The 23,908-nt window shown below is 70.8% G+C and carries 20 protein-coding genes and 1 pseudogene; 9 read left to right on the top strand and 12 right to left on the bottom strand.

The genetic code is table 11. The features are described from left to right. Nucleotides 1-9 precede the first annotated feature (9 nt). The gene (locus G3I71_RS04115; RefSeq protein ID WP_164312527.1) at nucleotides 10-333 is read right to left on the bottom strand and encodes an esterase family protein; all 324 of its coding nucleotides are present in this window, start codon (nucleotides 331-333) and stop codon (nucleotides 10-12) included. A 93-nt stretch (nucleotides 334-426) separates the two neighbouring features. On the opposite strand from G3I71_RS04115, the gene G3I71_RS04110 reads away from it, so the two are divergent. Continuing rightward, nucleotides 427-780, top strand: a complete 354-nt coding sequence (locus tag G3I71_RS04110; protein ID WP_239148879.1) for a hypothetical protein — start codon at nucleotides 427-429, stop codon at nucleotides 778-780. Between the two features lie 220 nt (nucleotides 781-1,000). On the opposite strand, the gene G3I71_RS04105 is transcribed toward G3I71_RS04110, so the two are convergent. Beyond that, the gene (locus G3I71_RS04105; RefSeq protein ID WP_164312526.1) at nucleotides 1,001-2,437 is read right to left on the bottom strand and encodes a polysaccharide deacetylase family protein; all 1,437 of its coding nucleotides are present in this window, start codon (nucleotides 2,435-2,437) and stop codon (nucleotides 1,001-1,003) included. A gap of 105 nt (nucleotides 2,438-2,542) precedes the next feature. Beyond that, complete coding sequence (locus G3I71_RS04100; RefSeq protein ID WP_164312525.1) at nucleotides 2,543-6,277, bottom strand: hypothetical protein; 3,735 nt, start codon at nucleotides 6,275-6,277, stop codon at nucleotides 2,543-2,545. Nucleotides 6,278-6,966: 689 nt separating this feature from the next. Here G3I71_RS04100 and G3I71_RS04095 point away from each other — a divergent pair. The 4 genes and pseudogenes from G3I71_RS04095 (at nucleotide 6,967) to G3I71_RS04080 (ending at nucleotide 12,671) form a co-directional block, all read left to right on the top strand. Continuing rightward, nucleotides 6,967-10,416: a S8 family serine peptidase gene (locus tag G3I71_RS04095; RefSeq protein WP_239148877.1), complete on the top strand. Its 3,450-nt coding sequence runs from the start codon at nucleotides 6,967-6,969 to the stop codon at nucleotides 10,414-10,416. A 91-nt stretch (nucleotides 10,417-10,507) separates the two neighbouring features. After that, nucleotides 10,508-10,772 (top strand): annotated as a pseudogene (locus G3I71_RS04090) (alpha/beta hydrolase); the annotation flags it as partial. Between the two features lie 202 nt (nucleotides 10,773-10,974). Further along, nucleotides 10,975-11,112 (top strand): hypothetical protein, encoded by a 138-nt coding sequence (locus G3I71_RS04085; protein WP_164312413.1) that lies wholly within the window; start codon nucleotides 10,975-10,977, stop codon nucleotides 11,110-11,112. Between the two features lie 125 nt (nucleotides 11,113-11,237). Further along, entirely contained in the window at nucleotides 11,238-12,671 is a 1,434-nt protein-coding gene (locus tag G3I71_RS04080; RefSeq protein ID WP_164312693.1) for a glycoside hydrolase family 43 protein, read from the top strand. 194 nt (nucleotides 12,672-12,865) lie between these two features. On the opposite strand, the gene G3I71_RS04075 is transcribed toward G3I71_RS04080, so the two are convergent. Beyond that, nucleotides 12,866-14,152, bottom strand: a complete 1,287-nt coding sequence (locus tag G3I71_RS04075) for a HupE/UreJ family protein (RefSeq protein WP_164312524.1) — start codon at nucleotides 14,150-14,152, stop codon at nucleotides 12,866-12,868. A gap of 44 nt (nucleotides 14,153-14,196) precedes the next feature. Continuing rightward, on the bottom strand, nucleotides 14,197-15,354 hold the full coding sequence (locus tag G3I71_RS04070; RefSeq protein WP_164312523.1) for a DUF3500 domain-containing protein: 1,158 nt from the start codon (nucleotides 15,352-15,354) through the stop codon (nucleotides 14,197-14,199). 135 nt (nucleotides 15,355-15,489) lie between these two features. On the opposite strand from G3I71_RS04070, the gene G3I71_RS04065 reads away from it, so the two are divergent. Together G3I71_RS04065 and G3I71_RS04060 are read left to right on the top strand one after the other, a co-directional pair. After that, entirely contained in the window at nucleotides 15,490-16,218 is a 729-nt protein-coding gene (locus G3I71_RS04065; RefSeq protein ID WP_164312522.1) for a response regulator transcription factor, read from the top strand. After that, nucleotides 16,215-17,666, top strand: coding sequence for a cell wall metabolism sensor histidine kinase WalK (locus G3I71_RS04060; protein ID WP_164312521.1), 1,452 nt, complete (start codon nucleotides 16,215-16,217; stop codon nucleotides 17,664-17,666). Before G3I71_RS04065 ends, G3I71_RS04060 begins: the two co-directional genes overlap by 4 nt. Nucleotides 17,667-18,124: 458 nt before the next feature. Here the strand turns inward: G3I71_RS04060 and G3I71_RS52585 are convergent, their stop codons facing one another. The 7 genes from G3I71_RS52585 to G3I71_RS04025 form a co-directional block, all read right to left on the bottom strand. Beyond that, entirely contained in the window at nucleotides 18,125-18,253 is a 129-nt protein-coding gene (locus G3I71_RS52585; protein WP_343242840.1) for a hypothetical protein, read from the bottom strand. Continuing rightward, complete coding sequence (locus G3I71_RS04050) at nucleotides 18,250-18,411, bottom strand: hypothetical protein (protein ID WP_164312520.1); 162 nt, start codon at nucleotides 18,409-18,411, stop codon at nucleotides 18,250-18,252. Before G3I71_RS04050 ends, G3I71_RS52585 begins: the two co-directional genes overlap by 4 nt. After that, nucleotides 18,408-18,833: a nuclear transport factor 2 family protein gene (locus G3I71_RS04045; protein ID WP_164312519.1), complete on the bottom strand. Its 426-nt coding sequence runs from the start codon at nucleotides 18,831-18,833 to the stop codon at nucleotides 18,408-18,410. Before G3I71_RS04045 ends, G3I71_RS04050 begins: the two co-directional genes overlap by 4 nt. Beyond that, nucleotides 18,830-19,687, bottom strand: a complete 858-nt coding sequence (locus G3I71_RS04040) for an SDR family NAD(P)-dependent oxidoreductase (protein WP_164312518.1) — start codon at nucleotides 19,685-19,687, stop codon at nucleotides 18,830-18,832. The genes G3I71_RS04045 and G3I71_RS04040 overlap by 4 nt, the downstream gene beginning before the upstream one ends. Nucleotides 19,688-20,131: 444 nt before the next feature. Beyond that, a complete protein-coding gene (locus tag G3I71_RS52580) occupies nucleotides 20,132-21,019 on the bottom strand; it encodes an NAD(P)-dependent oxidoreductase (protein ID WP_164312517.1) in 888 nt (295 codons plus the stop codon). Next, nucleotides 21,016-21,534: a nuclear transport factor 2 family protein gene (locus G3I71_RS04030; RefSeq protein WP_164312516.1), complete on the bottom strand. Its 519-nt coding sequence runs from the start codon at nucleotides 21,532-21,534 to the stop codon at nucleotides 21,016-21,018. Before G3I71_RS04030 ends, G3I71_RS52580 begins: the two co-directional genes overlap by 4 nt. 61 nt (nucleotides 21,535-21,595) lie before the next feature. Then, nucleotides 21,596-22,657 (bottom strand): zinc-binding dehydrogenase, encoded by a 1,062-nt coding sequence (locus G3I71_RS04025; protein ID WP_164312515.1) that lies wholly within the window; start codon nucleotides 22,655-22,657, stop codon nucleotides 21,596-21,598. Nucleotides 22,658-22,773: 116 nt separating this feature from the next. On the opposite strand from G3I71_RS04025, the gene G3I71_RS04020 reads away from it, so the two are divergent. Beyond that, nucleotides 22,774-23,379 carry a TetR/AcrR family transcriptional regulator gene (locus G3I71_RS04020; RefSeq protein WP_164312514.1) on the top strand — a complete coding sequence of 202 codons (606 nt, stop codon included), beginning with the start codon at nucleotides 22,774-22,776 and terminating at the stop codon, nucleotides 23,377-23,379. 151 nt (nucleotides 23,380-23,530) lie between these two features. Then, on the top strand, nucleotides 23,531-23,686 hold the full coding sequence (locus G3I71_RS04015) for a hypothetical protein (protein WP_164312513.1): 156 nt from the start codon (nucleotides 23,531-23,533) through the stop codon (nucleotides 23,684-23,686). The last annotated feature ends 222 nt before the right edge of the window (nucleotides 23,687-23,908 follow it).

The raw sequence follows: 23,908 nt of genomic DNA, 5'->3' as shown, positions 1-23,908 counted from the left end.
GACGCCGTACTAGCCGAAGGCGTCGGTGTCCTTGAAGAGGAAGTTGTTCGCCTGGGTTCCGTACGCGCTGGTGCCGGCGAAGGCACGGTCGGCGGTGTCGGTGCCGATGTTGTAGTGCTGCTCGACGTAGGGCAGCACGGTGTCGGTGATCTCCGTGGTGTAGCTGCCCGTGGCGAGGCCGGAGCCGTTGGGCATGACGACGACGGCCGGCTGCAGCCGCCCGGCGGCGATCAGGTTGTCGACGATCTGCTCCAGCCGGCCGCGGGTGGACCAGGCGATCTCGTTCTCGCCGCCGCGTGGCTGAGGACGAACACCGGGTAGGGCGTCGAGCACGTCGGATCGTAGCCGGGCGGGGTGTAGACGGAAAAGTGGTGGTCGCTGGTGGAGGCGCAGTCGGTGTAGAACCAGACACCTGTCCTGGCGTTCTTGGTCATCGTCGCGACGGGCCCATGCCTCGCCCGGCTGGTTGGGCGACTGGAGGGGGAAGTCGCCCGGTTCCCGGTCGGTGGCGGGGCCCAGGGCGAGGCACCTGACAGCCTGCTCACCACATCGGTCGACAGCAGCGGGAAGACCACCGCGACCCGACCCGCGTACCCCTTCCCGTACGTCGCCGAGAACACCACGGGAGGACCGGCGGACGAGGCGAGCAGCTACACCCCCGTGCGATCCACGGCGGAGGCGAACCTGACCCTGAACTGGCTCGGCTCCTTCCGCTCCGGCTACGAGACGGTCCGCAACCGGGGCCACGACAAGTGGGTGGTCAGCAAGGGCAAGGCGTGAGCTGACCGCCATCGGCCGGCCCGGCCCCGCGCACGCCCTCGGCGCCTGCGCGGGGTGCCGTCGTTGTGGCGCGAGCGGGCTGGGGCTCGGAGCGAGGATCGGGACGCCGTCGACTGCGGGCGTCCGACAGATGAGGGCGTCGTCCACGCGTCGGCCGGACCATCGGCCACGCCGTCAGGCCGGTGGCGCGGGCCGGGGGTTCCCAGGACGCGAAGGCCGGTCACATGGTGGCCCGCAGGTGGCTGACCGTCACGAAGTGGTAGCCGCTGGCGGTCAGCGTCCGCAGGATCTCGGGGACGGCGGCGACCGAAGTGGGGTGGATGTCGTGCATCAGGACGACGTCGTTGCGTCCGGTCTTGGTGATGACGGTCCGGGCCACCTTGGCGGCGTCGGGGTACTTCCAGTCCTCGGTGTCCACGTCCCACAGCACGGGGGAGAGGGTGGTCGCCGCCTTCACCGTGGCGTTGACCGCGCCGTACGGCGGGCGGAAGAGGGTGGGCGCCTTTCCGGTGGCGGCCTTGATGGCCGCGCTGGTACGGGTCAGCTGGGAGCTGATCTGCGCGGGGGTGAGCCGGGTGAGGTCGGGGTGGTTCCAGGAGTGGTTGCCGATCTCGTGCCCGGCACGCGCCTCGGCGCGGACGAGCTCGGGGTGGGCGGCGACGTTCTGGCCGACGGTGAAGAAGGTGACGCGCGCCCGGTACTTCGCGAGGTACGTCAACAGCGTCGCGGTCTCGGGGACGGCCGGCCCGTCGTCGAAGGTGAGGGCGACGCACTTCACCTTCCGGCAGTCCGTCGTGTCCGTACCCGAGGCCGTCTGCGTGGGGACGGCGGGGGCCGGGGTGTGGGTGGCGCCGAGGTCCAGTCCGCCGCCCGGGTGCACGGTCTGCCGCTGGGCGCGCTTGCCGAAGCCGGACAGCCACGGGGTGATCGTCGCCTTGGAGAGGGTCACGGTGTTGCGTCCGGCCGCGGGGACGCCGACCTCGCCCCGGTCGAAGGTCACCCGCAGTCCGCCGTCGGCGGTGAAGGCCATGTCGTCCAGGACGGAGGTGCGGTTCGCCGGGTCGGCGAACGCCTCGTCGAGCGAGGCGGGGTCGACGCCCTCCCGTCCCCTGAGCTGCTTCTTCAGCGCGGCGACGAAGGCGTCCCGGGAGCCGTCGGAGACGAGCCCGAGGGCGGTCCGGTACGCCCGGTCCTTTCCGTCGAACCAGTACGTCGTCGTCATCAGACCGTCGCCGGCCGACGTGGCGTCGCGGGTCGTCAGGCGGACGCCCAGGGCGTCGCCGGAGGCGACCAGGAACTCGTAGCTGATGTTCAGCTCGTGAGCCTTGTCCGCCGCCGAGTCGCCCGCGCACGATCCCGACCGGAAGTCCGTCAGGCGGGCCTCGACGTACTTCTTCATCGCGGCCGTCATCGTCTCGGCGCCGGGGACGGCCGGGTAGGAGGCGGCGTATGGGCAGGAGCTGTGCTCGCTGCTGTCGGTGACGATGTCCAGGCCCTTGATCTTCGACGGGTCGACACCGCGGGTGGCGGCCGCCGAGAACGACGCGCCGGGGCCGGCGGGCGCGGTTTCGGTGCCGGACGCGCCGGACGAGCACGCCGTCGTCAGGGCGAGGGAGCCGAGCAGGAGGAGCGAGGGGAGGAAGGTGTCTGTGCGCATGAACGAGAGCCTTAAACGACGGGATTTCCAGGGGCCGGACGGCCACGCCCCGATCCTCACGGGCCCGGTGGTTGTCCAGCGACCCCCGCCGTCACCTCTGGACAATCACGTCCCGCCGCAGATCTCCCGGTACGGGGCGTCGGGGACGTAGGTTCGCCACTGCGCCCTGGTCAGTCCGCCTCCCGTGCGCGCGCAGACGGCCTCGGCGGCCCGCCCCGGGGCGAGGGAGTAGGTCAGGAGCGGGGTGTGCGGGGAGGCGGCGTAGAGCGTGTTGCCGTCCCCGCCGAACGCGACCGACCGGATCTCGTCGCCGGACGTGGGCAGGTCGGTGCCCAGGAGCTGCTGGGAGGAGGTGTCCCAGAGCTGGAGGGTGCTGTCGTCGCCGCCGACCGCGAGGGTGCGGCCGTCGGACGAGAAGGCGAGCGCGGTCACCGCCTCCTGGCCGTCCGCACCGGCGAACGCAGTCAGGACGCCGGTCCGGTGCTCGGCGTCGCCGTCCCACAGGGTGACCCGGCCGGACTCGTCACCGACCGCCAGTCGGCTGCCGTCGGGGCTGAACGCCAAGGCGGTGACCGTCCTGCCGTCGGCGAGTTCCCGGCCGGTGACCCGGCCGGACGGCAGCCGCGCGCTCTGGCCGTCGGATCCGACGAGCAGGTGTCCGTCGGGGCGCGCGGCCACGACGTCCCCGGTGAGCCCCGGCAGGGTCGCCGTCCGGTGGGGGTTGCCGGTGCCTAGATCCCAGACCTCCGTGGTGGCGTCGTTCCCGGCGAAGCCAGGGAGCAGCAGTGTCCGGCCGTCGGGCCCGAGGACGACGGGTGCCAGCGGGCCGCCGCCCGTGACCGCGAGCTCCGCGGAGGTGCGGACCTTGTGCCCTGGCACGTCCCACACGGTGAACCGCTGCCGCTCGGAGCCGTGTGATCGCACGAGGTCACTGGTGACGAGGGCCCGGCCGTCCGGGCTGAAGACGAGCAGCGGTGCGTTGCCGGTGTTCGTGGGCAGGGCGGAGAGCGTGCTGTGGGCCAGGACGCGGCCGGTGCCGGTGGAGCGCAGTTCGAAGCGGTAGGCAGCACCGGACCTGGACGCGGTGGCGAGGGTGGCGCCGTCCGGGCTGAGGACGGTCGCGTCGGCCGGTGTGCTCTGCCAGCGGGGAGCGAGGCGGGAGGTGACGTCGTACGAACGGACGGTGGTGCCGTCGAGGAAGCGCAGCACCCGGTCCTTGCCCGGGTCCCAGGTCAGCTCCCGGGCCTGTGTGCCGGTCAGCGCGGCCCGGAAGATCCGCAGGCCGCCGTCGGTCAGGCGCCACACCGCGAGGCCTTCGCTGTCCGCCGTGGCCAGGAACCGTCCGTCGGGGGTGAAGGTGGCCTGGGTGAAGCCGCCGTCTCCGGGGCTGACGGTGTCGACGAGCCGGCGGCCGCTGTGGACGTCCCAGGCGTACAGGGCTGTGCCGGAGACGGCGGCCAGTCGCGTGCCGTCCCGGCTGAGGCTCAGGACGCGGTCGCCGCCGTCGGCGCCGGTCCCGGTACCGCAAATGGTCTGGTCCTTGTCCCAGGCGCCGGACAGCCGAGTGTGGCGGACCGTGTCCCACAGCTGGGGCGCTCCACCGACGGGGCACAGGGCGAGTACGCGGCCGTGGGCGTCGAGGGCGGCCGTCGTGGGGGCGTCCGGCAGGCTCGTGGTGAAGAGGACCTTGTCGTCGGCCGTGCGGCGCAGCTGTACGGAGCCCGTGTCGTCCGGGCTGACGAGGTAGCCGTCCGCGGTGGCCGTGAAGCCCAGCACGGCCGCGTCGCTGCCGAGCGTGCCGGAGGATGTACCCGCCGAGGACGTGCCGGATGCCGGGTGCCACAGCCGCTCGCCGTCCGGCCCGCTGAGATGGAAGGTCCTCGCGTCCTGGCTGACGGCGATCACGTCCGTGCCGTCCGGCAGCGTGTACGAGGCGGTCCGGCGGCCCGTGGTCACGTCCCGCAGGCTCACCCGGCGGCCGGCCACGCTGACCAGCGTCCGGCCGCCGCCCGTGAGGAAGCGCCGGACGTCCTGGCCGTCCTGCGTGTCCGTGAAGGCGTCCCGCTCCGGCTGGAACAGGGCTCCGAGCAGTGCCGACCGGGACTCGGTGAGGGGAGCGACCCGCCAGGCGGCGACGCCGAGCAGCCCGGATGTACGCGGGTCGGCGGCGCGCAGACCGGCCGCGGACGCCGCGATCCGGCGGGCGGCGGCCTTGGCGGCCTCCTGATCGCTCGTCCGGTTCTGTTGCCAGGCCACCAGCCCGGCCGCCAGGGCGAGGACGAGGAGTGCGCACAGCACGGCGGCGAGGGCACGCCCCTTTCTGGCCGCCGCGTCGCGGGCGGACCGGGAGGCGGTGAGGAAGGCCCGCTCCCGCGCGGTCAGATCGTCCTCCGGCCGCTCGTCGGCGCCGAACAACTCCTCGGCCCGGGCGAGCCTCGTCCCCTGGTACAGGGCGCCCGGATCGCCGTCCACTTCCTCCCAGAGCCGGGCGCCCTCGTCGAGCCGGCGCTGCGCGAGCAGCCGTTCGCGGTCCTCCTCGATCCAGGCGGCGAGCCGCGGCCAGCCCGTGATGAGCGCCTCGTGGGCGAGCTCCACGGTGGCGCCGTCCAGGGTGATGAGACGGTTCGCGGCGAGGTGTTCCACCACACCGGCCGCGCCCGGGCCGGAGTCCAGCTCGCTCCGCTCGGCCGGGCGGCGGGTGTCGGCGGTGCCCTCGCCGGGCACCACCAGACGCAGCAGGACGCGGCGGACCGCCCGGGCCCGGTCCTCGGACAGGCCGACGTAGGCATGCTCGGCGGTGACGGCGATCGCGCCGTGCACCCCGCCGGCCGCCTCGTACGTGGCCGCGGTCAGCGTACGGCCGTGCCGCCGGCGCCAGGTCTCCAGCAGGGCGTGCGACAGCAACGGTAGTGCGCCCGGCTCGTCGCCGACCTCGTCGATGATGCGAGCGGTCAGCGCGCGTTCCACCAGCAGGCCGGCCGCCGCAGCCGGTTTGGTGATCACCTCGCGCAGCTCGTCCGGGCCCATCGGACCGACCAGCAGGCCCGCCCGGCCGACCGCCTCGGCCAGCTCGCGGTGGGCGGCGCAGTGGCCGTAGAAGTCCCCGCGCACGGCGACGACCACCCGCAGCCGGCTCTCCGGCCTGCGGGCCGCGAGCAGCAGGCCGAGGAAGCGGTCCCGCTCCGCGCGGTCCTGGCACAGGGTGAACAGCTCCTCGAACTGGTCGACGATCACCCAGGTGTCCTGCTCGCCGTCCTGCGGGGTCAGCGCCCCCGCATGGGTGTGCGCGGGCCGCTCGCCCGGCGTCAGCACCCGGATCACCGCCGGACGGCCGTCGCCCGAGGCGCCTCGCAGCGCGGGGATCAGCCCGGCCCGCAGCAGAGAGGACTTGCCGCTGCCGGACGGTCCGGTCACGGCCGCGAAGCGGTGCTCCCGCACCAGCTCCAGCAGCTCACCGAGGAGCCGGTCCCGGCCGAAGAAGAGGTCGCTGTCACCGGGCTCGAAGCGGGCGAGCCCCCGGTAGGGCGGCAAAGTGTCCTCGTCCGCCGCGGCAACCTCCCGCACCGCCTCTGCCTCGACGGCCCCCTTCGACTCCCGCCAGCGCTCCTCCCACTCCTCCGGGTCGGCGTCCAGCGCCGTCGCGTACGCCACTACGACGGCCAGCGAGGCCAGCTGTTCCCCGCCCGCCGCGTGGGACAGCGCGCTCGACGAGTAGTGGGTCCGCCGGGCCATCTCCCGGTAGGTGGGACTGCCCGCCTTCTCCCGCAGGACACGCAGATCGTGCGCGAGCCGCTGGACCGGACCGGCCTCGGGGTCCACCGGCTTCTCGCGTCGTCCCACCGGGGCGCACCTTTCAACAGTCATTTCAACGTTCGAACACAAGGGGAGGGCGGTCACGTTACATTTCCGCCGAAACCTGCTGTGGTCCACGCCGACCCGCTGCTGCGTCACGGTGTCGGTGCGGCGGCTCGTCGGCCCCACCCGCGATGTCCTGTGCCATTGAAGGACGGACTGTCGGGGTGGGATGCGTCACGCGGGCGTGCGCGGCGGATCAGGCCGGATTCCTGCCGACTTGTCGGAAGGCGAGGACCTGGAGCATACCTTCGAGCCGTTTAAAGGCAGGTAAAGCGTCCAGGACCGGACTCTCGTAGGTGGCGGGAGGCTTCCCAGCCAAGTCGGGACGGCAATCGCAAGCGGCACTCCGAAAGACCGGCTGGTGCAGGTGCGACGCGCTGCAGAGGCTGACGGCTGGAAGGTGTTCTCGCATCCGGAACCGCTCTGCTCGACGGCCAGGGAGGCCCGGCCGTTTTCCGGCCGCCGCGTGGGGGTGGCGCGCTCGACGAGCGATGGGTGCGCCGGGCCGTCCACCGGCAGGTGGGCACGTTTCCCGCAAAACGTCGCAATCCGCACCGATCTGCTGTCTCGGAATTGTCCACAGCCGATGAAAGGGGCCTGCTGGACAACCCTTCCGCCCCGAAGACTCCCCCCAGACCACCTCCCACCATCGATCTGGGGAAGAGGATCTTCCTTTGCGTAACAAGCACAGACTGCACCGGCGCGGCAGGCCGGTGGCCTACGGCGCGGCCGCGCTGCTGGCGGTGGGCGGGCTCACCGCCACCGCCCTCACCGCCCTCGCGACGCCGAGCCCGGCCGAACAGCCGCCGAGCCGCCTGGCCGGGGCCACCACCCGCGTCACGCTGATCACCGGCGACACCGTCGGCGTCGACCGAGCGGGCCACGTCGTCGGTGTCGCCCACGGCAAGGGCCGTACGGACATCCCGATGTCGGTACGGCGGTACGCCCGTCACACCTACGTCGTCCCCCTGGACGCGGCGTCCCTGCTGGCGAGCGGGCGCCTGGACCGGCGGCTGTTCGACGTCACCCAGCTGATCGCGGACGGCTACGACGACACCCACCGCACGACCCTGCCGCTGATCGTCTCCTACAAGGGCACCGCGACGGACGACGCCAAGGCGGCGCTGCGCTCGGCGGACGCCGAGGTCGAGCGCCAGCTGCCCGCCGTGCACGGCCAGGCGCTCACCACCGGCAAACCGGATGCCACCGAGGTGTGGAAGGCGCTGACCCGGCCCACCGGGACCGGAGACGCCGTCACCGCCGAACACGGTGTCGACCGGGTCTGGCTCGACGCCAAGGTCCAGGCACCGCAGGCACAGGACCAGTCACCGGACCCGACACAGGGCACGGCGCGGATCGGCGCGCCCACGGCGTGGAAGGCCGGGTACGACGGCAAGGGCGTCAAGGTCGCCGTGCTGGACACCGGCATCGACGCCACCCACCCCGACCTCGAGGGCGCCGTCGTGGGGTCGAAGAACTTCGCCGGGTCGGGCTCCGTCGACGACACGGACGGACACGGCACCCATGTCGCCGCCACCATCGCCGGCTCGGGGGCCGACAGCGGCGGCCGGTACAAGGGCGTCGCACCCGGGGCGAAACTGCTGATCGGCCAGGTGTTCTCCGAGGACGGCACCACGTCGGACTCGACGCTCATCGCCGCGATGCAGTGGGCCACCGCGCAGGGCGCCAAGGTGATCAACATGAGCCTCGGCGCGACCGACACACAGGGCGTCGACCCTATGGAGAAGGCGGTGAACGACCTGTCGGCCTCCACCGGAGCGCTGTTCGTCATCGCCGCGGGCAACGAGGGCCCCGCCGCCGGGACCACCGACTCGCCCGCCTCGGCCGCCGCCGCGCTCAGCGTCGCGGCAGTCGACTCCAAGGACCGCCTCGCCGACTTCTCCAGCCGTGGCCCGGACGCGGACGGCGACCTCAAGCCGGACATCTCCGCCCCCGGCGTGGACATCGTCTCCGCCAAGGCCGCCCACGGCGTCGAGGGCGACCCGGTCGCCACCGCCGGCTACGTCAGCCTGTCGGGTACGTCCATGGCGACCCCGCACGTCTCCGGTTCCGCGGCCATCCTCGCCGAGGAGCACCCGGACTGGTCGGGGCAGCGGATCAAGGCCGCGCTGATGGCCTCCGCCGTGCCGCTGAACGGCACGTCCTCGCCGTACGAGCAGGGCACGGGCCGCGTCGACGTGGCCCGCGCCGTCCAGCAGGCGGTCGTCGTCGACACCCCCTCGTTCTCCCTCGGGACGCAGAGCTGGCCGCACACCGACGACAAGCCCGAGCAGCGGACCCTCACCTACCGCAACACCGGTGACCAGCCCGTCACCCTCGACCTGGCGGCGACCGCGACCGGCCCCGGCGGCAAGGCGGCCCCGGCCGGCATGTTCACCCTCTCCGCCACCCGGCTGACCGTCCCCGCGGGCGGCACCGCGACGGACATCCTCACCACCGACACCCGGGCCGGCAGCACGGACGGCCTGTTCGGCGGCACCGTCGTGGCGACGACGGCCACCGGCCAGAGTGTCCGCACCACCTTCGGGGTGACCCGCGAGGCCGAGTCGTACAACCTGACCCTCAAGGCCGTCGGCCGGAACGGGAAGCCGACCGTCCCCGACCTCTCGAATCTCGTCGCCCTGGACAGCGACCGGCAGTGGGCCCCCTACGACAGCTCCGGCGGGGGCGACAGCCAGGGCGCGAAGACCACGGTCACCCTCCGCGTGCCCAGGGGCCGCTACCTGGTCGACGCTTTGTTCCAGCGGGAGACGGACACCTCCGAAGAGGCGACCCAGCTCGTCGCGCCGGGCCTGGTCGTCGACAAGGACACCACGGTGACCCTCGACGCCCGTGCCGCGAAGCCCGTCCACATCACCGCCCCCGACAAGCGCGCCAACCTGGCCGACGGCCAACTCTCCTTCGGGGCCCGCGGCGCCAAGACCGCCCACGACTACTACAACAGCCTGCAGGCCATCGACCTCTACGACCACGTCTACCTCGGCCAGATCGGGCCCGCGGCCGGGGCGAAGGACTTCATCGCCCAGATCGGTGGGCTCTGGCAGCACGGTGACACCGGGCCGGTGTACAACCTGGTCGCCACCCGGAAGGGCTCCTTCTTCACCGGCCTGACCCGCACGTACACCACCCGGGGGCTCGCCAGGCTCGTCACCCCGGTCGGCTCCAACGCCCCGGGCAGCTTCGTCCAGACGACGGCCACCACGATCACGCCAGGCTGGCCGAACCTGGTGGTCGGGGGCAGCACCGCCGACGACCGCCCGGTACCGTCCGCCTCGATCGTGCAGTACATGTCCACCGAGAACGGCCTGCGCTGGTCACTGGTGGCGAACGTCGGCACCGACGCCCACTCGCTCATGGACATGTTCGACATGCCGCGCTCACGCCGCTTCGAACCCGGCCGCAGCTACCGGGAGACGTTCAACACCGGCGTCTTCGGCCCCATCACCGGAAACGGCACCCGCTACGGCGAGGCGGGCGCGGCACACTCGGGCACGTACTACACGCTGTGCCTCCCGATGTTCGCCGACGCCACGGGCCACGACAACGTCTCCGACGCGAACGTCCGCATGCGCCTGACCTCCGGGCACACGACGATCACCGACCTCCGCTACGACCCGTGCTACCTGAGCACGCAGAACGGGCTGCTCAAGCACCGGGCCACCTACCGGCTCAGCATCGACGCCACCCGCACCCCGGCCAAGGACTTCACCTACGGCAACAGCGTCTCGGCGGTGTGGACCTTCACGACCGACTACGTGCCCGGCACGCAGCTCGCCCGGCTGCCGCTGTCCGTGGTCCGCTTCACGCCCCGGCTCAGCCTCAGCGGCGCGGCGAAGGCGGGCACCCGCCTCACCGTCCCGGTCGGGATCCAGGGCCCGGCGGCCGCCAAGGGCGCCGTGAAGTCCCTGACGGTCAGGGTGTCGTACGACGGCGGCCACACCTGGAAGAACGTCCCCGTGCACACCGGCGCGAACGGCAAGCGGTACGTGACGCTCACCCACCCGGCCAAGCCCGGCAAGGTCAGCCTCAGGGCCACCCTCGTCGACCGGCAGGGCAACACGGTGACCCAGACCCACCTGAACGCCTACCGAACCGTCGGGTGACCGAGTGCCGGCGGGTGCCGGACCTGGCGAGGGCGCCGGGCCCGGCGCCCGCCGGCGCCGTCCTCGACGGCACCCAGAAGGACATCGCCACAAGCCGGTGAACGTCGCCAACACCAAGCTGCCGCCTGTGCTGCTGTTCCAGGCGACGAACGACGCGGTCACCCTGTACGAGGGCGGCGGCACCGTCCACCACCTGCTCAAGCACTCCAGCATGGTGGTAGTGCAGGGCGGCGGGAACCACGCCATCACGGTGAGCGGGAACACCTGCCTGGACGAGTACCTGGCGAATCAGCTGTCCGACGGCACAAGTGCCGTGCGGCAGCGGCGAGGCCGACGCCCGGCAACGCCACCCAGAGGTGGGCCCGAGGGTAGTCCGCATACTTTCTGAGTCCGGCCGACGGGGCCTTTTCCAGGTCGCGGTGCTTTGGCACCCACAAATTTACTTGGCAGCAAACTGGCCGGTTCCATTGACGTGCTCCTGGCCGAAACTTATCTTCCGGTCGAAGGTGCGCACGATGTTCGAAGTTTCGAACTTGATGGCCGTCAAAGGAGACAGCGGTGTACCGCACCCGTTACGGGTTCACTCTCGTGGCTCCCCTGCCGGCCCTGTCTTCTCCACCCGTCACGCAGCCCGCCGCCGCGGCGTCACCGGTCGCCGCCACGCTCAGGCGAAAACTCCGGCTCCTCGGCCGTTGACCGGCCCGACGCGACGTTCCGCGTCACGCGACAGCAGGTCCTGTCCCGCAGGCACAGAGACCGGCTTCACCCTCGACCCCGCCTTCACCCGATCACGGCACCCCGCAGTAAGACAGGAGATGTACATGGCCAGGCTTCTCTCCCGGCTGGCGGCGATATTGGTCGCCGCCTGCCTGCTCTTCACGTCCCAAGCCTTGACCACACCCGAGCGGGCCGCTGCCGCCGACCCGGGCTACCTGATGGTGCACTTCACCGGGGAGGGGTCGACCAATCAGCAGATGTACCTCTCGCACAGCACGGACGGCCTGCACTGGAACGACCTCAACGGCGGAGGGATGGTCCTGCGCTCCACGGTCGGCACGAAGGGGGTGCGCGACCCCGCACTGGTGAGATCCCCCGACGGCAGTAAGTACTGGATCATCGCGACCGACCTGTGCATCGGCTGCGGGCAGTCGTGGGGCGACTCCATTTCCAACGGCAGCCGCAACCTCGTGGTGTGGGAGTCGACGGACCTCGCCACCTGGTCGCAGCCGCGGCTGCTCAACGTCGCCGGCGCGATTCCCGACGGGCGCAACGCCTGGGCGCCGGAGGCGATCTGGAACCCGGCCACCAACGACTACGTCCTGTACTGGGCGACGAACGCGACGCTCAACGGCGTACTGAAGCACCGCATCTACTACGCCCGCACCTCGGACTTCCAGACCATCACCACCCCCCAGCTCTACATCGACCGCCCCGGTACCCAGGGCATCATCGACACCCAGATCATCGACGTGCCGTCCGGCGTCGGCGACTACCGCTACGTGCGGGCCTCCGGCGACGGTCAGATCACGCTCGAAGGCAGCAACTCGATCCTGGGGACGTGGACCACCCTCGGCGACCTCTCCGGCGTCGGCCTCACCGGCGCAATGGTCGAGGGCCCGATGTGGATGAAGTTCAACGGCAGCAACAAGTGGGCCGTCTACGTCGACCAGTACGCCTCGAACGGCGGTTACATGCCGGTCGTGACGACGAACCCGTCCGATCCCAGCACCTACCAGGTCCCGGCATCGGGAAGCTACGACATGGGCGTCAACAAGAAGCGCCACGGCTGGATCCTGAACATGACGGCCGCCGAGGAGAGCCGCGTGCTCGCACGCTGGCCCAACACGACCGCCAACCGGCTCCAGTCGTACAACTTCCAGGACCGGTACGTGCGGCACACCAACTTCGACGTGCGCATCGACCAGAACGTCAGTACCAGCCAGGACTCCCAGTTCCGGATGAGAACCGGCCTGGTGGGCTCCGGCACCGTCTCCTTCGAGTCGGTGAACTTCCCCGGGTACTTCCTGCGGCATTCCGCATTCGATTTCCAGCTGGCCTACAACGACGGCACCGCCGGCTTCGCCCAGGACGCCACCTTCCGCCAGGTCGCCGGACTCGCCGACACGACATGGTCGTCGTTCCAGTCGTACAACTACCCCGACCGGTACATCCGCCACTACGCGTATGAACTCAGGCTCGACCCCATCTCCACGGCGACGGCGCGCAGCGACGCCACGTTCCGTGTGACGAGCTGACCCGACAGGGATGCCGGCACCCTCACGGGGGTGTCCTCCCGCCTGCCGCCCGCCTCCAGCGGGGAAGGTGCCGGCATCCCGACCGGCGAGCCATCCCGGTAACCCTGACGTCCGAGCACGATCCTCCTTGCGAAATGAATCGAGGGACCACGTTCCCGAACCGGGGTGCGGTGGGCCGCACCCCGGTCGGTCGGTCAGTGCTCGGCCGCCGCCTCACGCGCCCGCGCCCCGACTCCATGGGCGGCGGCAGCCAGTCCCGCGACCGTCACCGCCACCCACAGCGGGTGCCCCACCAGCCAGGTCTGGACGCTCTCGAAGGGGTCGGTGGAGGTCAGAGCCGCGCGTTCGAGCATCCAGGACACCGAGAAGACCAGGCCGATGACCGCCAGGGCGACGCGGAAGGCAGGGTAGAAGCGCGTGCGGGCCAGAACCAGCAGGGACGGCATCAGCAGGGCCACGACCAGGAGTTGGGTCAGTTCGATGCCCAGGTTGAAGCCCAGCAGTGTCGTCAGCAGGGAGCCTCGGTCCAGGCCCAGGTCCGTGATCAGGGAGGCGAAGGCCAGGCCGTGGATCAGTCCGAAGCCGGTGGCGATCAGGACTTCGCCGCGTGCTGCCAGGGGGCGGATCGCGTGGATCGCCGACACCGCGATCGACAGGGCGATCAGCGTCTCCACCGGCCGCGTCGGGAGATCGATCATGCCCGTCGCCGCCAGGGCCAGGGTGAGTGAGTGACCCACCGCGAACGCCGTCACCACATGCAGGATCCGGGTGATCGCCCGCCGGCGTGACGGCGCCACCTGCCATCGGCCGCCTGTCGCCACCAGCGGGGCCGGGATCAGCAGCATGAGGAGGAAGAGGAGGTGGTCGGCGCCCTCGCCGACGTGCTCGATGCCGACCCCGGCCGTCGCGGCGAAGCCCCGCAGCCAGGAGCCCTCATCCGCGGGGACCGACAGGGTCTTCGTCGCGTGGTCGAAGACGCCCAGGGTCTCGGCGTCGTCCGTCTTCAGGATGCCCCGGTCGAAGTCGTACCCGACGGTGACGATGACCTTGTGCGTGAGCAGTTCCTCGACGATGACGTCGTAGCGCAGATCGAAGGCGGTGACCTCGCCGTCGGGCGGACGGATCTCCAGGGGGTAGACGAGGTGGGGCGACGCGTCGATCGACCTGACCGTTCCCGTGCCGAGTTCCACCGTCCAGGGTTCGCCGTCCTTGCCGACGGCACTGATGTGCTGGGCCGTGTAGCTCTTCAGGAACGCCCGGTCGGCGCCCAGGACGCCATCCCGGGTCAGGTCGCGGCTCACCGCGATGGACAGCCGGTCCAGCGGCAGCTGTACCTCCCCGTCCACCCGTTCGTCGCCGATGTCCAGCAGGACCGCCGAGGTGGCCATCGGGTGTGCCTCGGCCGGCGACGCGAGAACGCCGGCCAGCAGGAGGGCCGCGAGGAGGAACGCGGTCAGCAGACGGTACGTCGGTTTGGTCATGGTCCTTCCGGTCTTCTCGCGTTCCTCCTCACCCGTTGCTTCCGTCAGTTCCAGCCGTAGTCGGCGGTCTCGTCGCGGAAGATCGTGTGCTGGTGGACGCCGGGCTCCTCGTCCGCGGACTGGTTGGAGAACTCGATCCAGGCGGACGGGCCGTCGAGGCGCACATACGTGTTGACGTCGTTGATGGTCGTCCCGCCGCTCCAGCCGATGTACGTCTTGTTGTACTCGGAGACGTACTTGGCGAGGAGCCGCGCGGCGGACTTCTCGTCCAGGTCGTCGACCCAGGCAGCGAGCATCGCGGTGACCTTGGCCCGCTGCTTCTTGCTCAGGCTGCTGACGAGGACGCCCTCGGGCTCGGCGGGGAAGGGGCCGTCGTTGCCGGGGCCGAGCAGGAGGTCGTCGAAGCTGCCGTCGATCTCGGCGGCGGTCAGCTGGCTCGCGGTCAGCGACTGGACGGCCGCCATGGTCGAGGTCCTCTTGTCCTCCAGTGGCTGGTAGAACTTCTCCTCCCAGTTGAACTGCATCGGCTCGACACCGGTCAGGGTGGGCGAGATGCTCACGTTCTTCCCGGCGTAGGTGATGTTGTACGCGGCGTGGTGGCCGCCGAACTGGACCATGAACTGCCCGTTCTTGCTGGGCTGTCCGAAGAAGGAGATGTAGTAGTACTGCGAGCCGAAGTTGACGGCACCGCCCCCGGTGCCGCCGCCGGGACCGCCGCTGGGGCCGCCGCTGGGAATGCCGGTGGGCGTGGGCCTGGGGGAGGCGGTGCCGCCGGAGTCCTCGGCCGCGGCCAGGTAGTCGTCCGCCTCGCGGATCTCGACGAGCTCCTCGTAGCCCTTCTTGCTGAGTGCGGCCTCCATGACCTTCATCGCCGCGGTCTGCTGCTCGTCGGTGAGATCACCCATCATGAGGCCGTTGCGCTGGATGACGCCGTCCGGGAAGTTGGTCCAGCCGCTCTTCTTGACCTCGTCGCCGAAGTCGTACAGAGCCGTGTCCTTCTGCTCGTCGGACAGCGTCGTGAGGAACGCGTTGGCGGCGGCCACGACCTGGGCGGTGTTCGCGCCTCCGGGGCCCTTGATGCTCGACACGTTCCGGCCCGTGGTCAGGGCCGCGGTGGAGGACGAGGACGTGGTTTCGGTGGCGGAACAACCGGTGACGCCCAGGCTGACGCATATGGCCAGAGCTGTCATGGTGCGGCGCATGGAGACTCCTGTGGGGCGGATGATCGGGAGTTCCCCATCGTGCACGGCTTTCCTCAGACCTTGGCGGGAGGTTTTCGGGAGTCGGATGAGAATCGACAACGATTTCGTCGACGGTCCGTGCGTCATCATGAGCGCATGCGTAACCGTGTCCTCATAGCCGACGACGACCGTGCGATCCGTGAATCCCTGGAACGCGCCCTGGAGTTGGAGGGGTACGACGTCGTCACCGCCGTCGACGGGGTGGAGGCGCTGATTCGGGCGCGCCGGGACTCCTTCAGCGTGCTCGTCGTGGACGTGATGATGCCTCACGTCGACGGCGTCGGGGTGTGCCGGGTGCTGCGCGCCGACGGCGACCGCACTCCGGTGCTGATGCTCACCGCGCGGGCCGGGACCCCGGACCGGATCGTCGGCCTGGACGCGGGCGCCGACGACTATTTACCCAAGCCGTTCGCGGTGCCCGAACTGCTGGCGAGGCTGCGGGCCCTGCTGCGCCGTGCCGGGCAGGCACCGGACGCCATGGACGCCACGGACGCCATGGACGCCGCGGCGTCCGAAAAGCCCGGGGCCGAGCTGCGGATCGCCTCGCTGCGGATCGATCCCGCCGGGCGGCAGGCGTTGTGGGGCGAGGCCGAACTGAGGCTGTCCAAGACCGAGTTCGACCTGCTGGAGCTGCTCGTGCGCAACGAGGGCATCGTGCTCGACCATGCCACCGTCTACGGGGAGATATGGGGCAGCGCTCTCACTGTGGACGCCAAGAACCTGGCCGGGTACATCGGTTATCTGCGGCGCAAGCTGGGAGACGCCGGTGCGCCTCAGCTCATCCACACCGTGCGTGGCGTGGGTTACGCGGTGCGGCGGCCATGAGGCTCAGGAGTCTGCGGGTGCGCTTCGAGCCGAGTCTGTGTCTGCGGTTCGCGCTCGCCTTCGCGGTCGTCGGTGCCGTGGTCGCCACGGTTGTCGGGCGACTCAGCTACTGCGCCGCCTCCGACCGAATCATGGCGGAGATCGACAATACGCTCCGGTCGGCCACGGTGGCCGCGGCCGGCGATCAGGACCGGGCGCTGCCCGGCTCCGGGACGCCTGCGCCGACCCTGGACCTGTACCCCGGCACCGACCAGCCAGGACCTGGTGACGAGGGCGTGCGGACCGTGATCACGCGTGCAGTGGGCCAGGACGGCACGGCCACCCACCTGAGCGGCCCGACCGTGCGGTTGCCCGTGTCCGACACCATGCGAACCCTCGCCGTCTCCGGCACCACCGGACAGACGGACATCACCGAGGTGAAGGTCGGCGTTCGCACGTTCCGCCTGCTGAGCACCGCGCTCGGGGGCGATCGCGGGGCCTTGCAGGCGGCTGTACACATCGACCAGACCCATCGTGTGCTGGGCGGCTTGGCCCGGGAGATCGCCGGTGCCAGTCTCGCGGTCATGCTCGTGGCGGCGGGCGTGGGCTGGGCGCTCGCCCGGCGCATCACCCGGCGCCTGGAACTCCTGGCCCGGGTCGCCGAGAAGATCAGCGTCGACGGCCGGGCCGACGGCGCGATCCTGGCCGACGGACGCGACGAGGTCGGGCGGCTCTCGGCGTCGTTCGGTCGGATGCTCGACCGGCTGGCAGCCGCACGCGAGGCCCAGGAGCGGCTGGTGCAGGACGCCGCGCACGAACTGCGCACCCCGCTGACCAGCCTGCGCACGAACGCCAGTGTGCTGCGCCGGGTCACCGAGCTCTCCCCGTACGCCCGTGACCGGCTCCTGGACGACGTCGAGGGTGAGACCGCCGAACTCGGCCAACTGGTCGACGAACTCGTCGAGTTGGCCATGGCCCGGGACCGTGAGGAGCCCGAGGAGCCGGTGGAGCTGTCCGCGCTCGCCCGGCGCGCGGCACAGCGCGTACATCGCCGCACCGGGTGTTTCGTCCTGCTCGACGTCGACGACTCCGTCGTCATGGGCCGCCGCCAAGGGCTCGAACGGGCGGTGGGCAACCTGTTGGAGAACGCCGTCAAGTTCGACCCCGACGGCGATGACCCCATCGAGGTGCACGTCCGGCAGGGCCGGATCACCGTGCGCGACCACGGGCCGGGCATCGACGCCGCCGACGCCGAGCGCGTCTTCGACCGGTTCTACCGGGCCGACACCGCTCGATCTCTGCCCGGTTCCGGGCTCGGCCTGGCCATCGTCCGCGATGTCGCCGAGGCCCACGGGGGAACCGTCTTCGCGCGGACCCGGCCGGGAGGGGGAGCGGAGGTGGGGTTCACCCTGGACAGGGCCCGGGTCCGGGGGCCGGAAACGCCGGGCGCGAAGCCGCGCGGTACATGAGGAGCCCAAGCGGCAAGGGACCGCCGTGCCGGCACACGCCTTCCTGGCCGCGATGGCCGCCCACGCCCTGGAGAAGGGGACCGGAGAAACGGTACGAGCAGTTTGGTTCCCCTCACCGTGGCAGAAGTCGACGGCTCCTGGATCCTGCCCGTTCCCCGGCAGGCCGGCTAGCGCGCCCGGGCCCGGACTCCACGGGTCACACTGGCATCGACGGCATCGAGCCGTGGCCCGTCACTGCCGCGACCGGTACCGCGCGCACCCCGACCGGGTGGGGCACGAATCACCACCGCTTCCTGTCCTCAGCACACCGGGGGCCCGCCAGGCCGCGCCCTTTCACGTCCCGATCGCGGGGATCGGATTCTCCCTGAATCACCGAGTGGTGAATTCGAGCAGGATGACGATCCTTCGCGGCACGGCACCGGGGCCGTAGATCGCGTACAAGGGGCGGTCGGGGACGGTCACTTGGGGAGCTGGACCCGGAGGGTGCCCACCACCAGGTCCTCGTAGGCCGAGCGCTGGGAGAGCAGAGGGATGCCGCGGTCCTGGACGGCGGCCTTCTGCAGGGCGATGCAGGAGTGACGCCTCAACCCGTGGTGGTTACCTCGGACGCCCAGGCCGTCGACAGCTCCGGTGGCAGCGTGAATGCCAGCGGGGGAAGCGGCGGGATGAGCATTCCCGCGACGCCGGCCCGCAGCATCCCGTCGGCCGAGGGAGCGTTGGCGCCCGCCCTCTCGGCCGCGGTCACGGCGCGCCATCCGTAAGGCCGGGCTCCCGACGGAAGGACACCAACACGAATTGACGCCAGGCTATCTTCCAGCTTTCGTCGGTGCGCACCAGATTGTCGTCGTAGTAGCCGACGGCCCGGGTCCCCGTGCGGCCGTCCGGGCTTATCAACAGTGCGTCGACGTACGAGCGGGAGGTGGCGCGATCGCCCTCGCCACTGACCGCCTGGTTCGTGATGCGGTGCATGGTGGCGCCCCACCGCTGGTGCGCCTCGTCCATCCACGCGGTGATGGCGTCGGCACCGTGCCACCGGCCGATGTCGCCGTAGTCGGCGTCGCAGTCCTCGGTGAAACAGGTCCGGAACAGGGCCCAGTCGCGTCGGTCGATGCCGGTGGCGTAGCGGACGAGCACGTCGCTCACATCCTGGGTCAGTGAGGAGTTCACGACGACGCCTCAGGGTTGTGCGCGGTGGCCATCAACGCCGCAGCGCGTTCCTGCATCGCCCTGACAGCCTCGCTGCGAGTCATCGTGCCGAGCTGCCGGGCGTGTTCGCGCTGTTCCTCACTCACGAGCCACGTCGGCCCGTTGGTCAGGTTGGCCAGACCCTCCTGCACCACCTGCTCAGGCGTGGCGATACCGGGGATCGGCACGGGGTCGTCTTCACCGGCGATCTGCCCGTGACGGGCCAGTACCCGGCGCAGCGACGGTGTGTCGGTGCCACCGAGTACGAGTGACAGCACGTCGACGCCCCGGCTTTCGAGCTCCGCCCAGAGGCTCTCCGCCATCACGATGTCGAACGCCTTGGTGGCGGCGTAGCCCACCATGTTGGCGCCGCCGCGCAACCCGGCCCCGGAAGAGAGCAGCATGAGCCCGCCCCGGCCCCGCTCGACCATCGGCTGCGCGAAGTGGTGGAACATCCGCATCGGCACGACGCAGTTGCGCTGGATCATGGCCACGGGAATGTCGACGGGGTGGTCGAGGAACGGCTCGTAGAGTGGGTCGGCGCCCGCGCAGTAGATCACCATGCCCACGTCGAGGCCGTCGGTGGCCGACGCGATCTTCGCCATGGCATCGGGGAGCGACAGGTCGACTGCCGCCGTCCGGGTCTCTACCCCCGTCTTGTGGCGGATGGCCTCGGCCACCTCGTCGAGCAGCGCCTGGCGACGGGCGAGGAGGACGACGTTGAGGCCGCGCTCGGCCATGGCGTGGGCGAAGGCGGAGCCCACCCCGTCCGATGCCCCGGCGATGATCGCCCATGGGCCGTAGCGGTCGGCGAACGCGGTGCCCTCGGCGCTCATGATGCAGCCTGCACAGCTGTGGGCCCGCCTAAGCGGACATCGTGCCCGTGCATGGAATCTCCCGCCAATAGGTGCAGATACTTTTCGACCGACTGGTCTAATGCTGAGTCGTGGAGCGAGATGAGCGTAGCCGCGTATTAACGTCACTTCAATGGCGTCCGCAGGTTTGGCCGCGCCCCGAACGGCGCAACCCGCGCTGTGTCAGAGGGTCCGGCTCGTGCTCCTTGTCGAAGATCCACGCCCTGGATTTTCAACAAGGTTTTCTGCAAGCCCCGTCCACCACACCACCGTGCACGGTCTGGCGGCGGCCCTCTATGTTCATGCCCCGGGAGGCCATCCGGTGGGCGAACGCGGGTCCGACGCCGTCGGACCCGCCGGCAACGATGCCCCACGCCCCGTACTCGGCTGTCAGAGTTTCAGCCATCTCGCGCTCCTCACAACGGGTTACGTCTCTGGAACCGGATCCGCGGCGCCTGGCGGCCCCGCACGGTCATGACGTTCCGTCGAGCGCCCGGCCGGACGGAGCACCTTCTTCTCGACCGCGTCCGACGACAGGACCGTTCCGATGATCCCGAGGTCCGCCCCCGCGCTGCGCGCGACCTCGCACACCACGGCGATGTCCTTGCGCATCAAGTCCCCAAGACGTTCCGCGAGCGAGTCGACCGACCCACCCCCGGCGACCACGCCGAAGGCGCGGCTGGTGCCGCTGCCGTGCTGGACGGCGGCCAGGATCGTCCTCTCCTCGATCCCCAGCGAGCCCGCGAGACGCACCGCGTCGATCGCGAGGCCCACCTGTGCCACGAACAGAGCGTTGTTGACGAGCTTGACCCGCTGACCGTTGCCGGCCGGGCCCACGAACATGACCGGCGACGCATACGTTTCCAGCAGGGGACGCATCTCCTCCAACACGGATTCGTCTCCGCCGACCCACAGCGTGAGCCTGCCCGCCGCGATGTCGTGCGGGCCGCCCGAGAGCGCGGCGTCCAGCACCCTGATCCCACGGTCCGCACCCACCCCGACAAGCAGCTGCGCGGTCTCGGGATCGGAGGTGGTGTGCTGTACGAGCGTCGCCCCCGGTTTCATGGCCGCGATCGCGCCGTCCGGACCGAGGCACACCGACCGCACCTGCTCGTCCGTCAGCACGACGACAAACACCACGTCCGCGCCGCCCACCGTCGCGGCGACCGTGTCGGCCCAGGTCAGCCCGCGGACCTGCGCAGTCGCGGGGACCTCCCGGCGCCGTACGTGGACCGTGACGTCGTGACCTGCGGCCACCAGGCGGTCGAGCATCGGTCGGCCCATGCGGCCCGGCCCGATGAATCCGATCTTCACTTGTCCTCCAGATGGCCGTCAGTGGCGGGCGGGGCCAGCAGGCCGCGGTGTTCGGCGGTGCCGTCGAGGTTGGCGTTGATCCGCTCGGTGATGCGCCAGCCCTGCGGGGTGCGCGCCCAGCGCCAGGTGTTCGCGGAGACCCTGGCCACCCAGAACCGGTCGGCGTCCGCGTCCCAGCGGATGTTGAGCGCATGGCTGCGACCGGTCGCGCGGTCGCCGTCGACCACGATGTGCGGCACGGTCAGGACGTGGCCGCAGCCGTTGCGGATCAGACTCTGGTGGCCGTCGCCGTGGACCATGCCGGTGATGTCGTTCCGGCCCCGCATTCGCAGGTGGGGTGCAGCGTCGAACGTACCGTCGTCGGTCCAGAGCGCCGCCGTGGCCTCACCCGAGCCACTGTCCACGGCGGGTCCGTACTGGGCGACGAGCTGCATGATCTCGATCTGGTCCTCAAGGACGCGCACCTTCGCCGCCAGCATCTCGACCGCGGTCCGGAGTTCGTCGGTCTCCCTCATCCGTCATGGCCCTTTCCGAACGTACGGTCGTTGGGACGTACTGCGCTGTTCTGAACTCGGCTCAGGGCACGACGACGATGCGGGGCGGCCCGTTGGCGTCGCGTGCGGCGTGGAGCGCGGAGGGCACCTCGTCGAGGCCGACGGTCCGGCCGAGCATCGGCATGACGTCGAGGCCGCCCGAGCAGACCGCCTCGAACGCCTCGTCCCAGTGGGCCGGCAACGGGCCGCCGCCGAACTGGATGTTGATGCCCTTCCGCTTGGCGGTCAGGGTGTGCAGGTGGTCACCCTCTGGCGGACCGCCCGCGGAGAAGATCCGGGTGCCGCGTTCGCACCCCTTGATGATCGAGTCGAGGACGCCGGGGACACCGACGCACTCGAAGACGACGCAGCCCGGCAGGCGGCCGGCCATCGCCGTCATCATGTCCTTCGTCGAGTCGGCGGGCCCGTACACCACGTCACGCCAGGCCAGGTACGGCGAGACCTCGGCGGGATCGATGACCACGTCGGCCCCCATGGCCAGCGCGGACCTGCGTCGCGAGGCCACGAAGTCGGCCGCCAGGATCGGGCCGACGCCCAGGCGCCTCAGCCGCGCGATCACCGACAGGGCGACCGCGCCGCAGCCGATGACCAGCGGCACTTCCTTGGCCGTGACCTGGGCGCGCGAGGCGGTCGACCAGCCCACCGAGATCGCGTCGGCGACGCAGACGACCTCGCTGGGGAGGTCGGAGGCCACGACCCGGGTCGTGGCCTCGGTGAGCAGAAAGTACTCGCCGAACCCGCCGGGCGAGTCCGGGTTCTGCCCGATGATCCGGCGCCCGGCCGGTGTGGACAGCACCGGCAGGGAACTCACACGAGTGCCGACGGGGATGCGTCGCTCGGTGCCAGGGCCGTGGTCGACGACCTCGGCGCAGTACTCGTGGCCCATCACGATGTCGACGTCCTGGTCGTACGTGGACATCCCGCTGTCGTCGTCGGCGCCCGCCTCCGGATGGTCCATGAAGTGCAGGTCCGATGCGCAGATCCCGCACGCGAGCGAGCGGACGAGGAGCTGGCCCGGTCCGGGAACCGGATCGTCGATGATCCGTGCCTCGACCGTTCCGCCCCGCAGCACAGCAGCACGCATCAGCGTCTCCTCCGCAGTCCGTCCCCCCTCCTTGGGACTGTAGCCACACGAGGACAATTACAGAAGACCGTCTCCTATAATTCAGCGAAGACCGGCCCGTCACTACAATCACCGGCATGGCAGAACCGCGCCGCGCCCCGGGCCGTCCACGCGACACGAGCATCAACGAACGGGCCCTCGCGGCAACGCGCGAACTCCTCGTCCAGCGCGGCTTCGACGCGACGACCATCCAAGCGGTGGCGGAACACTCAGGCGTGCACGCCTCCGCCATCTACCGCCGCTGGCCGTCCCGGATCGAGCTGATCGAGGAAGCCACTTTCCCCGGGCTCAGCCCGCTGAGCGTCCGGCCGACGGGCGATCTCCGCCGCGATCTCCGCCGGTTCATCCGCGCCTACCTGGCGGCCTTCAGCGCTCCCGCGGCACGCGCGGCCGCGGCCGGTCTCTTCGCGCACACCCAGACATCGAGCCGCCCCCGCCCGCCGGAGATGCTGCTGCGCGTGTCGGCGCGGCCCCAGTTCCAGGACATCCTGCGAGCCGCGCCGCCCGGGAGCGTGGACCCCGCCGTGGACCCGGACGATGTCTTCGACATGCTCCTCGGCGCCGTACTGACCCGCACCCTCCTGTTCACCGCCACAGCGCGAAACCGCCCCATCGAGCGCACTGTCGAGATGATCCTCCGACTCCTACGGCCCCCCGGCAGCGACGCGACCGCCGACCTGTGACCGCACATGCCGTTGAGATCCTGTGGTGTGGCGACCGTGCTGACGCCGCAAGGCCCCTCTGGGCTGCGGCGATCACCTTGTCGCCGTCTCGTCTCCGGCGATGCCGCATGCGCGGACGACGTATGGGAAGGGCTTCTTGTTCCGTACGGTCATGCGGGCACTCTCGCCCGGAGGGTCCACGTCCCGGGCTGCCAACCTGGCGCGCTCGGCGTCCGTGCCCGTCGGCGCACTCCGTTCCCTCGTGGGCCCGATGCCGACGGTGGACATCATCGGGGACCGCGCCGCGTTCGCCGCGACCACGTGCTGAACTCGTCGCCCGGCCTCAGCCGCAGTCGCGGTCCGTCCAGACCGCCAGACCGGGCCACAGGTCGGTACCCATTGATGGGGAGCCCGGATTGCGGCTCGTCAGTGGTCATGCGGTTCCCCCCACGGTTCGTCATGACTGCGCGGTATCCATGGTGGCCCACGCCACTGACATCCGGGCGGCAACCAGCAGAGTTCGGCACGCTGGAGACCGTTCTGCTTGCTC

Origin of the sequence: Streptomyces sp. SID12501 (assembly GCF_010550245.1) — a bacterium.
GTDB lineage: Bacteria > Actinomycetota > Actinomycetes > Streptomycetales > Streptomycetaceae > Streptomyces.
The sequence above is the reverse complement of the archived record's forward strand: the minus strand, read 5'-3'. Positions and strand labels throughout refer to the sequence as shown.